The organism is Burkholderia sp. Bp8994 (assembly GCF_003853805.1).
In the GTDB taxonomy this organism is placed as follows: domain Bacteria; phylum Pseudomonadota; class Gammaproteobacteria; order Burkholderiales; family Burkholderiaceae; genus Burkholderia.
On sequence record NZ_QTQH01000002.1, the window covers coordinates 46,424 to 60,070 of the forward strand.

At 66.8% G+C, this 13,647-nt stretch carries 11 protein-coding genes; 5 read left to right on the forward strand and 6 right to left on the reverse strand.

What is annotated here, in order from left to right; all coding sequences use genetic code 11:
• Positions 1-59: 59 nt before the first annotated feature.
• Complete coding sequence (locus DIE04_RS02075) at positions 60-1,298, reverse strand: SfnB family sulfur acquisition oxidoreductase (RefSeq protein WP_124520707.1); 1,239 nt, start codon at positions 1,296-1,298, stop codon at positions 60-62.
• Positions 1,299-1,591: 293 nt separating this feature from the next.
• Here DIE04_RS02075 and DIE04_RS02080 point away from each other — a divergent pair, with 293 nt between their 5' ends.
• Both DIE04_RS02080 and DIE04_RS02085 read left to right on the forward strand, forming a co-directional pair.
• Complete coding sequence (locus DIE04_RS02080) at positions 1,592-2,857, forward strand: acyl-CoA dehydrogenase family protein (RefSeq protein ID WP_124520709.1); 1,266 nt, start codon at positions 1,592-1,594, stop codon at positions 2,855-2,857.
• Positions 2,854-4,254 (forward strand): LLM class flavin-dependent oxidoreductase, encoded by a 1,401-nt coding sequence (locus tag DIE04_RS02085; RefSeq protein ID WP_124520711.1) that lies wholly within the window; start codon positions 2,854-2,856, stop codon positions 4,252-4,254. Before DIE04_RS02080 ends, DIE04_RS02085 begins: the two co-directional genes overlap by 4 nt.
• A gap of 116 nt (positions 4,255-4,370) precedes the next feature.
• On the opposite strand, the gene DIE04_RS02090 is transcribed toward DIE04_RS02085, so the two are convergent.
• Positions 4,371-5,585, reverse strand: a complete 1,215-nt coding sequence (locus DIE04_RS02090; protein WP_124520713.1) for an FAD-dependent monooxygenase — start codon at positions 5,583-5,585, stop codon at positions 4,371-4,373.
• Between the two features lie 183 nt (positions 5,586-5,768).
• Here DIE04_RS02090 and DIE04_RS02095 point away from each other — a divergent pair, with 183 nt between their 5' ends.
• From DIE04_RS02095 to DIE04_RS02105, 3 genes are all read left to right on the forward strand, one after another.
• The gene (locus DIE04_RS02095; protein WP_124488134.1) at positions 5,769-6,713 is read left to right on the forward strand and encodes a LysR family transcriptional regulator; all 945 of its coding nucleotides are present in this window, start codon (positions 5,769-5,771) and stop codon (positions 6,711-6,713) included.
• Between the two features lie 113 nt (positions 6,714-6,826).
• Positions 6,827-7,585 carry an SDR family oxidoreductase gene (locus tag DIE04_RS02100; RefSeq protein ID WP_124520955.1) on the forward strand — a complete coding sequence of 253 codons (759 nt, stop codon included), beginning with the start codon at positions 6,827-6,829 and terminating at the stop codon, positions 7,583-7,585.
• 138 nt (positions 7,586-7,723) lie between these two features.
• Complete coding sequence (locus DIE04_RS02105; RefSeq protein WP_124520715.1) at positions 7,724-8,701, forward strand: helix-turn-helix domain-containing GNAT family N-acetyltransferase; 978 nt, start codon at positions 7,724-7,726, stop codon at positions 8,699-8,701.
• A gap of 13 nt (positions 8,702-8,714) precedes the next feature.
• On the opposite strand, the gene DIE04_RS02110 is transcribed toward DIE04_RS02105, so the two are convergent.
• The 4 genes from DIE04_RS02110 to DIE04_RS02125 all read right to left on the reverse strand — a co-directional run bounded on the left by DIE04_RS02110 (position 8,715) and on the right by DIE04_RS02125 (position 13,606).
• Positions 8,715-9,047, reverse strand: a complete 333-nt coding sequence (locus DIE04_RS02110) for a cupin domain-containing protein (RefSeq protein ID WP_124520717.1) — start codon at positions 9,045-9,047, stop codon at positions 8,715-8,717.
• A 104-nt stretch (positions 9,048-9,151) separates the two neighbouring features.
• The gene (locus DIE04_RS02115; RefSeq protein ID WP_124520719.1) at positions 9,152-10,579 is read right to left on the reverse strand and encodes an MFS transporter; all 1,428 of its coding nucleotides are present in this window, start codon (positions 10,577-10,579) and stop codon (positions 9,152-9,154) included.
• A 311-nt stretch (positions 10,580-10,890) separates the two neighbouring features.
• Positions 10,891-12,369, reverse strand: a complete 1,479-nt coding sequence (locus DIE04_RS02120) for a sensor domain-containing diguanylate cyclase (RefSeq protein ID WP_124488138.1) — start codon at positions 12,367-12,369, stop codon at positions 10,891-10,893.
• Between the two features lie 142 nt (positions 12,370-12,511).
• Positions 12,512-13,606 (reverse strand): TrkA family potassium uptake protein, encoded by a 1,095-nt coding sequence (locus tag DIE04_RS02125; protein ID WP_044843218.1) that lies wholly within the window; start codon positions 13,604-13,606, stop codon positions 12,512-12,514.
• Positions 13,607-13,647: the final 41 nt, after the last annotated feature.

Consider the following 13,647-nt stretch of genomic DNA (forward strand, 5'->3'; position numbering starts at 1 on the left):
TGCGCCGGCGTCACCGGCGCAAGGCGCGCGCCGCGCTGTCGCGCTGCCTCGCGGCCGATTCAATTCCACGCGTGACGCGCCGGCCGAACGCCGTTCAGGTAGTAGTTGCCGACGAGGTGATACTTCCACCGCACCGGATCATGCAGCGTGTGCGTGCGCGCATTGCGCCAGTGCCGGTCGAGATTGTGTTCGGCGAGCGTCGACTGCGTGCCCGCCAGCTCGAACAGCTTCTCGCCCGCTAGCAGCGCGATCTCGGTCGTCAACACCTTCGCCTCGCCGACCGCGACCGATGCACGCGCGACATCGTCGTCGGTCACCGTGCCGCGCGCGCCGATCTCGTCGAGCGTGCGCGCCGCACGTTCGAGCAGCGCTTCCGCCGCATGCAGCTGGATGTGCAGACGGCCGATCTCGCGGACGATCAACGGATCGTCGGCCGCCCGCTCGACGCCGCTGTCGACCCACGGCCGCGTGCGCGTGCGCACGAACGCCTCCGTATCGGCGATCGCGGCCTTCGCGATGCCGGCATCGATCGCCGCCTGAATGATCTGCGACAGCGGGCCGTTGAGCGTCGGCTCGTCCGACACGCGCTGCGCGTGCAACACATGCGAAGCCGGCACGCGCACGCTGTCCAGCACCACCGTGCCGCTCGCGGTCGTGCGCTGCCCGAAGCCCGACCAGTCATCGATCACGGTCAGCCCCGGCGTCGGCTGCGGAATGTAGGCGAGCCATGCCTGCTGCGTATCGTCGAGGCCGAGCACCGGCACGTAATGCGCGAACAGTGCGCCGGTCGAATAGAACTTCGTGCCGTCGACGACATAGTCGTCGCCGTCGCGCCGCACGCGCGTCTTCAGGTCGAGCACGTGCTTCGTGCCCTTCTCCGAGAAGCCGTTGCCGAAGCGCTTGCCGCTCAGGATCTCCGCGAAGAAATGGCGCTTCTGCGCATCGGTGCCGGCCAGCGCGATCACGTCGACCAGCCCGAAGTGGTTCTGCGGCAACTGCCCGAGCGACGCATCGGCCGCCGCGACGATCTTGATCACCTCGGTGAGCGTCACGTTCGAGACGCCCGCGCCGCCGTAGGCCTTCGGCACCGTGATCGCCCACAGCCCCGACTGCGAGAACCATTCGATCTCGTCGCGCGGCAGCCGGCGCTCGCGGTCCCGCTCGGCCGCCCCTTCGGCCAGCCGTTGCGCGAGTGCCTGCGCAACCGCGATCGCCTGCGCGTCGTCGGCGATCACGCGGGCCACCTGCGGTCTTGCGTCGGCCGGCCGGTCCTGAATCGTCGCGCTCGTATCTGACATCGGGCTCTCCTGTCGAATCACGAAAGCACTCAATCTAGCAGCGCGCCGCAGGCCGGCAAACCGAGCGATTCTCGTAACGATATTCCTTCGGATAACAAACGACATCGCACGGCACCGCATCCGCTTCCGCGCTTCGGCGTCGCGATCGACGCCCTGGCGTCGACGTTTCACGGTGCCGTTCGCATAATGCGCAGCGACGATAACGATCTGCGAATCCGTTATTGGAACGTGCGCGTCGTGCTTCCTATACTGGGCTCCCGGTGCAAACGGCCCCGCCCTACGAGGAACCCCGCATGACTTCGTCGCACGCAGATACCGAATTGTCCACCGGCACCGACTACGACGCGCTCGCGAGCCGGTTCCGGCCGATCTTCGACCGGATTGCCGCCGGCACCGCCGAGCGCGAACGCCGCCGCGAACTGCCGTACGAAGCGATCGGCTGGCTCAAGGCCGCCGGCTTCGGCGCGATACGGCTGCCGGTGCGTGACGGCGGCGCCGGCGCGTCGCTGCCGCAGCTGTTCCGGCTGCTGACCGAACTCGCCGCCGCCGACTCCAATCTGCCGCAAGCGTTGCGCGGCCACTTCGCGTTCGTCGAGGACTGGCTGAACGCGCCGCCCGGGCCGCAGCGCACGACGTGGTTCGATCGTTTCGCGACCGGCCAGCTCGTCGGCAATGCGTGGTCGGAGGCCGGCGACGTTCCGCTCGGCCAGACGATCACCAAGGTATCGGAGCAGAACGGCCGGCTCGTGTTGAACGGCCGGAAGTTCTACAGCACCGGCAGCCTGTTCGCGGACTGGATCGACGTGTTCGCGCAGCGCGAAGAGGATGGCAGCGACGTGATCGTCGCAATCGCCACCGGGCAGCCCGGCGTGATACTCGAAGACGACTGGGACGGCTTCGGCCAGAAAACGACCGGCAGCGGCACGACGCGCTTCGAGAATGCGGCGGTCGACGCCGACCACGTGATCGATTTCGCACGCCGCTTCAAATACCAGACCGCGTTCTACCAGCTGTTCCACGTCGCCACGCTGGCTGGCATCGGCCATGCGATCGTGCGCGACGCGGGCGAGCTCGTGCGCGGCCGCACGCGCGTGTACAGCCACGGCAACGCCGCGCGCGCCGGCGACGATGCGCAGCTCCAGCAGGTGATCGGCGAAATCGCGTCGTGGGCCTATGCGGCCGATGCGCTCACGCTGCGCGCCGCGCAACCGCTGCAGCAGGCGTACGTCGCACGCTTCGGCGGCGACGACGAAGCCGAACATGCCGCCAACGTCGCCGCCGAAATCGAATCCGCGCAGAGCCAGCTCGTCGTGTCGGAACTCGTGCTGCGCGCGGCGACGCGCCTGTTCGACGCGCTCGGCGCATCCGCGACGCGCAGCACGACCGCGCTCGACCGTCACTGGCGCAACGCGCGCACGGTGTCATCGCACAATCCGCTCGTCTACAAGGCGCGGATCGTCGGCGACTGGGTCATCAACGGACGCACGCCACCGTTCGTCTGGCGCGTCGGCAACGGTGCAGGTGCGCAAGCCGGCACGGAAACGGGAGCGGCGCGATGAGCAAGACCATCCGCTTCAACGCGTTCGAAATGAATTGCGTCGGCCATCAGTCACCCGGCCTGTGGGCGCATCCGCGCGATCGTTCGTGGCAGTACAAGGATCTCGACTACTGGACCGATCTCGCCCGCGTGCTCGAACGCGGGATCTTCGACGCGATCTTCATCGCGGACGTGATCGGCTACTACGACGTCTACCAGGGCAGCAACTACCACGCGCTGCACCAGGCCGCGCAGATCCCCGTCAACGATCCGCTGCAGCTCGCCGCGCCGATCGCAATGGCGACCGAGCATCTCGGTATCGGCATCACCGCGTCGACGACGTTCGAGCATCCGTACACGTTCGCGCGCCGGCTGTCGACCGCCGACCATCACACGAAGGGCCGGCTCGCGTGGAATATCGTCACGTCGTATCTGGAAAGCGGCGCGAAGAACGTCGGCGACAACGGACTGCGCACCCATGACGACCGCTATGCGGTCGCGGCCGAATACGTCGAGGTGCTGTACAAGCTGTTCGAAGGCAGCTGGGAAGACGGCGCGGTCGTGCGCGATCGCGACGGCCGCGTGTTCACGCATCCGGAGAAGGTGCACGAGATCGGTCACAAGGGGCGCTTCTTCGACGTGCCCGGCTATCATCTGTGCGAGCCGTCGCCGCAGCGCACGCCGGTGCTGTTCCAGGCCGGCGCGTCCGGCCCCGGCAAGGCGTTCGCCGCGCAGCACGCCGAATGCGTGTTCGTCGCCGCGCCGACCCGCCCGCAACTCGCGCGCTATGTCGCCGACGTGCGCGCGCAGGCCGCCGCCGCGGGCCGCGACCCGCACGACGTGCTGATCTACAACCTCGTCACGGTGATCGTCGACGAGACCGACGAGAAGGCGCAGGCCAAGTTCGACGAGTACCGCCGCTATGTGTCGTACGACGGCTCGCTCGTGTTCATGTCCGGCTGGACCGGCATCGATTTCGGCCAGTACGCGCCGACCGATCCCGTCCGGCGCGTCGAGACGAACGCGATCGTGTCGGCCGTCGAGCATCTGGCCGGCGGCGATACCGCGTGGACGATCGAGGAACTGGCCGCGTGGGGCGGCATCGGCGGGATGGGGCCCGTGTTCGTCGGCTCCGCGCAGACCGTCGCGGACATCCTGCAGGAATGGGTCGCCGCGACCGACGTCGACGGCTTCAACCTCGCGTATGCCGTTGCGCACGAAACCTTCGAGGACATCGTGCGCTACCTCGTGCCGGAGTTGCAGCGGCGCGGCGTCTATCCGACCGAATATGCGCCGGGCACGCTGCGCGAGAAGCTGTTCGGTGCGTCGGCGCGGCTGCCGGACGCCCATCCGGCCGCGAGGTTTCGCGACATCGAACAGGTCAAGCGCGACGCGCAACAGGTGGCCGACTACGCGTGACGGCCAGCCGGGCTGGCCAGCCTGCACGAGGGCGGCCAGCCGCCCCGACGAACGACCGCGCAACTGCCGCGCCGATCACCGGTCGCGCTGCCGCCGATCGCACCGCGCCCTGCCGCTCACAGCCACGTCCCGCCCTGCCGCTCGTTCGGTTCATCGGCGAGCGCGTCGAAATCGTGAATCCAGTCCAGGTGATGCAGCACGCTGTCGCGCTCGCCGAGACGCGCATTGCGCGCCTGCGCGGCCGGCCCGTCGGGCAGATGCAGCACGTCGGCCGCGGAGATCGACGCGTACTGCACCTTGCGCGTGCGGCCGCGCCGCAGCCGCTCGTACGCTTCCTGCGCCTCGCGCCAGTTGCCGCGCCCGGCCTTCGCCAGCTGCGCGGCCAGCACCATCGCGTCCTCGATCGACTGGTTCGCGCCCTGCCCGTGATGCGGCACCAGCGCATGCGCGGCGTCGCCGATCAGCGTCACGCGCCCGCGGCTCCAGCGGCCGAGCGGCGGCCGGTGGAACAGCCCCCAGCGCTGGCTGATCGGCACCGCGGTGATCATCTGCACCACCGCCGGATGCCAGTCCTTGAACAGGCGCAACTGCTCGCCCTCTTGCGCCGGCATGACCCAGTCGCGCGACGGCCACGGCGACGGATGACGCTCGACCAGCAGGAAGTTCTGGTCGCCGTTGTCGCCGATCGGATAGTGCAGCAGATGGCCGTGCGGCCCGACCCAGAACTGAATGGTCTCGGGATCGGGCAACAGGTCCATCCGCTCGGCCGGCACCACGCCGCGAAAGCCCGAGCACCCCGAATACAGCACGTCGTCGTAGCCGAGCATCCAGCGCCGCGTGATCGAACGCGCGCCGTCCGCGCCGATCACGAGATCGGCGTCGACGCGTGCGCCATTGGCGAAGCTCAGCGTGACGCGATCCGGATGCTGCGCGAGATCGACGAGCCGATGGCCGAGATGAATCTGCCCGACACCGACCGCCTTCGACAGGATCGCCTGCAGGTCCGCGCGATGCACGCCCCAGTACGCGCCGCCGAACTGCCGGCGATAGTCGGGTTCACCGCGATGATGGCCGATCACCGTGCCGCTGCGCCCGTCGCGATAGACGAGGCCGGGAATCTCCGCGCACACCGCGTCGAAAGCCGGCCGTAATCCCATCCGTTCGTAGAAGCGCGTCGCGTTGGCCGACAGCGCGACGGCTGCCCCCACCTCGCGCAGCACGTCGGTCTGCTCGTACAGTTGCGCGTCGATGCCCAGCTCGCGCAATGCAAGCGCCAGCGTCAAGCCGCCGATGCCGGCCCCGACGATCGCGATCCTCAGATTCGTCTGCATGATGAACGTGTCTCCGATATTCAGATGGTGAGTGGTCGAGGCCGCGGTGCGCGCGCCCCGCGCGGCGCGCCTGTCGAATGCGAGCGCCGTATCGGTATTTTCAGCAGCGCCCCCTTATCCCACAATAAAATGCAGGGAATCTGCTTCATCACCAAATGGAATGATCGGAGACAACCCGGAACCATGGAACTGAGCGAGATCGACCTCAATCTGTTGCTGCTGTTTCAGCGACTGATGCAGGAGCGGCGAGTGTCGACCGTCGCCGAGCAGATGAACATGAGCCAGCCGGGCGTCAGCAACGCGCTCGCGAAGCTGCGCCGCCGGCTCGGCGATCCGCTGTTCGTGCGCGGGCCGGGCGGCGTGGTGCCGACACCGTTCGCGCTGCGCCTGGCCGAACCGGTTGCGCACGCGCTGTCGACGCTGCATGCCGCGCTCAACCCCGAGACCGGTTTCGATCCGCTGCGCGCATCGCGCACGATGACGATCGGGATGACCGATATCGGCGAAGTCGTGTTCCTGCCCGCGCTGCTCGAACACCTGTCGCGCACGGCACCGGGCATCGCGCTCAATACGGTGCGCAACACGAGCGTCAATCTCGCCGACGAGATGGCCGACGGCCGCGTCGATCTCGCGATCGGCCTGCTGCCGCAGTTGCAGGGCGGGTTCTATCAGCGCCGACTGTTCGATCAGCGATACGTGTGCCTGTTCCGGCGCGGGCATCCTCTCGAGGACGCGCCGCTGACCGTCGACGCATGGCGAGCGGCCGAGCATCTCGTCGTGGTGTCGGCCGGCACCGGTCACGGCCAGGTGGACGAATGGCTGAAGCGCCGCCGCGTGAAGCGCCGCGTGCGGCTGACGGTGCCGCATTTCATGAGCGTCGGCTATATCCTGCAGCGCACCGACCTGATCGCGACCGTGCCGGAACACCTGGCGCTGCAGCTCGCCGCGCCGTTTTCGCTCGGCTGGCGCGCGTTGCCGGTCACGCTGCCGGGCGCGCCGATCCACATGCTGTGGCATGCGCGCGTGAATCAGGATGAGGGCAACCGGTGGCTCAGGGACGTCGTGGTCAGCCTGTTCGCGGAAGCCGGAACGCGTGGACGCAAGGCCGCGCCGACGCGCAAGGCATAGCCGCTCGCGTCGCGAAATCCGGCGTGCGCGGTAGGATGTCGCTTCGACCGGCGCGGCGAGTCCATCGCGCGCCCGCCGCCGCTTTCCTCATCCAACCCGCAGGAAATCAAGCCATGTCTGCCTCGAAGAAGTTCGCCGCCGTCACGGGCGCCGGATCCGGCATCGGTCGTGCCGCGGCAATCGCGCTCGCGAACGCCGGATTTGCCGTCGCGCTGCTCGGACGCAAGGAAGCCTCGCTGCGTGAAACGAAAGAGGCGATCGTCGCCGACGGTGGCGACGCACACGCGTTTCCGGCCGACGTCACCGACGAAGCGTCGGTCGAACACGCATTCGCGCAGATCGCGCAGCGGTTCGGGCGGCTGGACGTCCTCTTCAACAATGCCGGGCGCAATGCGCCGGCCGTGCCGCTCGACGAGCACGAGTTCGACGTGTGGAACGACGTCGTCGCGACGAACCTGACGGGCGTCTTTCTGTGCGCGCGGGCCGCGTGGCGCCTGATGAAGGCGCAAACGCCCCAGGGTGGCCGGATCATCAACAACGGCTCGATCTCCGCCTATACGCCGCGCCCGAACACGATCGCGTACACGGCCACCAAGCATGCGGTGGCCGGCATCACCAAGTCGCTCGCGCTCGACGGCCGTGCATACAACATCGCGTGCAGTCAGATCGACATCGGCAACGCGGCCACGTCGCTGACGGATCGCATGACGGAAGGCGTGCTGCAGGCCGACGGCCGCATGGCGCCCGAGGCGCGGATGGACGTCACGCATGTCGCGAATGCGGTCGTTCAGATGGCGACTCTTCCGCTGGACACGAATATCCTGAACATGACGATCATGGCGACGACGATGCCGTTCGTCGGACGGGGATAAAGCCCGGCGCCGCGCCGTTTCTGCCGCGCCGGGCCGCGATGCCGGGCACGTCGCCCGGCTGCCCGGCGCCGCTCGTCCTTGACAAGTTGCGTGTCGCAACTAATATTACTTGCGACACGCAACTTTCCCGGGCTCGCCATGGACCTCATCGATATTCCGTCGAAGACGCGCGAAGCGACGATCCTCGAGCTTCGGGACTTCTCGCGCAAACTGGTTCGCGAACTGGGTTTCATGCGGGCGACATTGGCCGACAGCGATCTGGCGCCGTCTGCCGTTCACGCCGTTCTCGAGATAGGCATGGCGCCCGGCATCAGCGCGAAGGATCTGGGCAGCATTCTGCGTCTGGATAAATCGAACACGAGCAGGCAGCTTTCGCGGCTCGAAATGGCCGGCTTCGTGACGCGCCGCATCTCGCCCGACGATGCGCGTGCGACGCAGCTGTACCTGACTGCCGACGGGCAGAAACTGCGCAAGAAGATCGACCAGTTTGCGACACGTCAGGTGTCGAATGCGTTACGCCGGATGGTTCCGGCGGACCAGCAAACCCTCGTCCGCGCCCTCGCGCTTTATAGCGATGCGCTCGCGCAAGACAATGCCACCGACGCGCGCACGCCTAAAGCGGACACCACGCAGATCGTCGACGGCTACCAGCCCGGCTGTATCGGCGACATAGCAAGCCTTCACGCGCGGTTCTATTCGGAACACTGGGGGTTCGGCGCTTTCTTCGAGAAAAAGGTGGCGACCGAACTCGCGGAATTTGCCGGCACCCTGCCGGCCGAAGGCAAGGCTCTGTGGCTCCATGCCGAACACGGCCGCGCGCTCGCCTCGGTCGCGATAGACGGGAATAAAGCCACGGGAATCGCACATTTGCGGTGGTTCATCGTCGACGATGGATTGCGTGGCTTCGGGATCGGACGGGAACTGATGACGCGCGCCATGCATTTCGTCGATGAGCAGCAGTTCGACGAGACCTACCTGTGGACGTTCAAGGGGCTGGATTCGGCACGCCACCTATATGAATCGTTCGGTTTTGCGCTGACCAGCGAATCGGAGGGCGCGCAATGGGGAACCAACGTCGTCGAGCAGCGCTTCAGCCGGCGGCGGCCAGGTCGATAAGTCGCCGCACGTTTCATCGATCGTGATAGATCGCGAGCCAGACCGACCGTTCTTCAAGATGCGTCCACGCGACACGATGCCGGCAATGCGGTTCGATCAGCACGTAATCGCCGGGGCGCATGTCGTGCAGCGTCGCGTCCGCTTCGAACTCGAGCACCGCGGCGCCTGACAGCAGCACGACCCATTCGGCACGCGAATCGTCGTACCAGAATCCATCGGGACTCGTGTGCCCCATCGACACGATCCGCTCGACGTTCAGGCGCGATCCCGCGACGAGCACGTCGACGCGCTCGTCGTCGCCGCGCGCACCTTCGAGGCTGAACAGGTTGCCGGTCTGGCGTTGCATGGTTCGACTCCGGGTCGGCCTTCGGCTGAAGGCGAATGACGCCAATGTAGCGCGAAGGCCGGCATCGCGGCGAACTTGTTTGCGGGTTCCGGCAAGCGCTGCATTCACGCGGCCGCCTCGGCGTCGATATCGCGCGCCGTCGGTTCATGACGCACGATCAGCAGGAACACGATCGGCGTGGCCGCGCTGACCGCGACGACCCAGAACATGTCCGTGCCGAGACGGGCCTGCAGGATCGGCAGCACGAACAGCGCGAGCGCCTGGCCGATCCCGCACAGCGAGCGCCCGAAGCCGACACCGGTGCCGCGGATCGCCGCCGGATACGACAGCGTCGGATAGATCATCATCTGCGCACCCGGCCCGAAACCTTCGGCGAACAGCCATGTGCCGAGCATCAGCAGCACGAGGCCGATCGCGAGCGCGCCGTGCGGATGCCCCGCCAGCGCGAGCGCGACGAGTGCGACGAACTGCAGCGCGAAGCCCGCGATCGCGACGTGACGCGACGGATATCGATACGCGAGACGCATGCCCAGCAAGCCGCCCGTCAACGCGAACAGCACGTTCAGCGCAAGCGACGCCGCGATCGTCTCGAACACGCCCGCGCCGAGAAACTGCGACAGGATCGACGGCAGGAAGAACGCGATCGCCGTGTATTCGAACGGAATGCACAGGTTCATCACGCTGGCGACGATCGTTCGGCCGAGATACGGACGCTGGAACAGCACGCGAATCCGCACGGGCGGCGGGCTAGGCTCGCGCGGCGCGTCGTCCGCTTCATGGGCGTGAATGCCGTACGACTCGCGCAGGATGCGCGCGGCATTGGCCAGGTCGCCCTGGTTCGCGGCCCACAACGGCGATTCGTTCATGAAGCGATTCCGGACCAGGATGATGACGAGCGCCGGCACCGCGCCGAAGATCAGCGACGCGCGCCACAGCCAGCCCGCATGCTCGGCCGGCAGCAGGAAATACATGCCGAAGATCAGCAGGAAGCACACCGACGACGCCACGTACCACATCGGGCACCATGCAGCGAGCCGCGACGCCTTGTTGCCGCGGCCGTTGAACTTCGAGAATTCCGCGAGAAACGCCATCGCGACGGGCAGGTCGATGCCGACCCCGAGCCCCATCACGAAGCGCGCGGCAATCAGCACCCAGACGTTCGGTGCGAGCCCGGCCGCGATCGCCGCGACGACGAAGAACAGCATGTCGGCCATGAATACCTGATAACGGCCGATCCTGTCGGTCAGCCATCCGCCGATCAGGCTGCCGAAGATCGTGCCGATCATGATCGCCGAGCCGACCAGCCCCGTCAGCGCGGGCGTCAGGCCGAATTCGCGCGCGACGTCGTCGATGCCGTACGACAGTGTCGTCAGGTCGTACGCGTCGAGAAACACGCCGCCGAGCGCGAGCAGCACGATCATCCGCGCGTGGCTGACGGAACTGTCCGTCGTATTGATCAGGCGCGCGACATCGCTCGCGGAGCGGATGGGCGCGGAAACCGGCGTGACTGCGTTCAGATCGATCGAACTCATCGCATTCCCTTGTTCGCCGCATGGCCGGCGATGTCCACATGGAGACAGGAACCCGACACGTGCATGCACGCTCGCCATCACATGAAAAGTGGATGCTGGAGCGTCGACACACAGGCATTCGGGTTCCGGAAGCGACGATTCTGTTCCCGCGATCCGGCATTCCCAACCGATATAAACCGATAAATTATTCGGTGTACGTCATAAAGTTTCGCGGCCGCGTACGCCTGGCAGGCACGCGCAGGTGCAATCGCGACCGCGGCGGGCTCGAGGCAATTCGAGCGCGGCCACGCGCCTGCACGTCGCGCCACGCGTCATGCCGGCGGCTGAAACGCGACGACCTTGTTCCGGCCGGTCGCCTTCGCGTAGTACAACGCTTCGTCGGCAGCCTTGATCACGGCCTCGGCCTCGGCATCGTGCTCGGGCGTCCAGCTCGCCAGGCCGATACTGGCCGTGACGTGCCCGTGTTCGCTGCCGGCGTGTTCGAGCGGCAGCTCGTCGATCGCCGCGCGAATCCGCTCGGCAATCTGGGCGGCACCCGTCTCGGCGGTATCGGGGAGCAGCACGACGAATTCCTCTCCGCCATAGCGGGCTGCGGTGTCGGCCGGCCGGCGAATGTTGTCGCCGATGCAGCGCGCAACCGCAGCCAGCGCATCGTCTCCCGCCTGGTGGCCGTAGGTATCGTTGTAGGCCTTGAAGCGGTCGACATCGACGAACAGCAACGAGAACACCGATCGCGCGCGCCGCGCGCGGCGCCATTCGCGGTCCAGCACTTCCGCGAAGCTGCGGCGATTGTTCAGGCCGGTGAGACCGTCGGTGCGGGCGAGCAGCACGAGTTCCGACTCGGCGCGCATCCGGCGCCGGAGTTGCGTGCCGAGCATGAAGGACACCCCGATGAACGCGGCGCCGAACGTCGCCACCAGCGCGCCGATCGTCACGGCGCGGTGCCGCCAGGCCGCATAGATATCCTGCTCCGCTTCCGCGACCATGATGATCAGCGGGAGCTTGGGTAGATGTTTGAAGTAATAGAGACGGCGCACGCCGTCGATCGACGACGTTTCAGAGAACGAGCCCTCCGGCGCGGTCTGGAATCGCCGGAAGGTCGCGGCTTTGCTGATGTTGCGCCCGATGGTATGCACGTCGTACGGCTGGCGCATCACCATCACGCCGTCGTTGCCGATCAGCGAGATCGAGCCGTGCTGTCCAAGCGACAGGCCGGCGAACAGTTGGTGGAAATACTCGAGGTTGACCGCAATGAGCACGACGCCGGCAAACGAGCCGTCCGGGTTCGAGATCCGCCGCGAGAGCCCGATGCTGGGCGAGCCTCTTCGCAGGCGCGATATGAACGGATCGCTGACGTAGAGCCCTGCGTCCGGATTGTCGCGGTGGATGGTGAAATACTTGCGATCGGCGAAATTGCCGTGACGCGGCTCGTCGCCGGCGGAATCGAGGACGATGTTGCCGCTGGCGTCGAGCACCAGCATCGAGCCGAGAAACTCTGCCGTCATGGCGTGATCGAACAGCACGGCGCGCCGCAAGCTCGCGGGCGCGGTCATCACGTCGTGACGTTGAAGCCCCGCGATGACAGCCTGCAGCGACAGGTCGTAGAGTTCGAAATTGCGTTCGATGTCGCGCTCGGCGATCAGGCCGAGATTGCGGGAGGTTTCGCTCGCCCGCGCGAGCGCGTCGTTACGGCTCTGGAACAGCTGCAACACGCACAGACCCATGAGCGCGCACGCAATCACGATACCGATCACGACGATGGTATAGGGCGCCGTCGACCTGAATTGCATGTGTCTCCTCGATGATCACGCTCGTGCGCGGCGCACGACGCGATTACCTCATACTAAATAACGCGCGGGGACATATCAAGCGGGGTTGCCCCGGTCACCGCGCGGCATGGCGCACGATGCCGGGATGCTGCACAACCGTCCCTCACACATCCGGATCCGGAATTCGCGCCGACTGAATCACGACCAGCGTATCCCCCGCCTCGATCCGGCACGGCGGATCCTCGTAGAACGAATGGATCTTCCCGCAGCGATCGAGCCCGACGACGATCGCGCCCGGCACGACGTTCGTCATGCAGCCGATTTCGTGCGGCAATGCCTCGCGCTCCAGCAGCGTCGCGCGCCCGCGCGTCGACAGCATGTCGTTCACGAACGGCACGATGTAGCGGCTATGCACCGCATCCGCGAGCAGCAGCGCGCCGATCTTCGTCGACGACACGATCACGTCCGCGCCCGCCTGCCGCAGCTGCCGCTGATACAGGTTCTCCTGGATCCGCACGACGATCTTCGTCTCGGGCGCGATGCTGCGCACCGACAGCGTCAGCAGGATCGCGGTCGGGTCGTCGGTCACCGAGATGATCACGGCCTTCGCCGAGCGCACTTGCGCCTGCTGCAGCAGATCCTCGTGCGCGGGATCGCCGAGCAGCCCCGTCACGCCGAGCGACGTCGCTGCCTCGAGCGCCTGCTGCTGCGCGTCGATCACGATGACCGTCGACGGATCGACACCGCTTTCGAGCAGCTCGCGCACGGCGATCGACCCCGACAGGCCGTAGCCGCACACGACGATGTGATCGGACAGTTGCTTCTGCAGGCGTTTCATGCGGAATTCCTCGATGACGCGCTGGATCACGAACTGATACGCCGTGCCCAGGAAGATGAACCAGATGCCGATGCGGATCGGCACGATGAAGAATGCATCGATCAGACGCGCGCGCGCGGTGACCGGCACGATGTCGCCGTAGCCGACCGTCGCGACCGTGACCATCGTGAAGTACACGAGATCGGCGACATTCATCGGCGTGCTCTTGGTCGAATCGCGCAGGCCGTCGCGATCGAGATACAGCACGAGAAACGCGAGCATGCACAGCACCACGACCGCGCCGAGACGGAACAGCAGCGTGCGCCGCGGCGACGTCGCGGGACGCGTGAACAGCGTGCGCGCACGCGGCGCCTGCCACGGATCGCGGGCACGACGCAGGCGTGAGCGCAACGAGCGGCGCTTGTCGGAGGGCGTTGCCAACGGGGAATCTCCTGAAGATTGCGGGCTCGATTCTACGACGG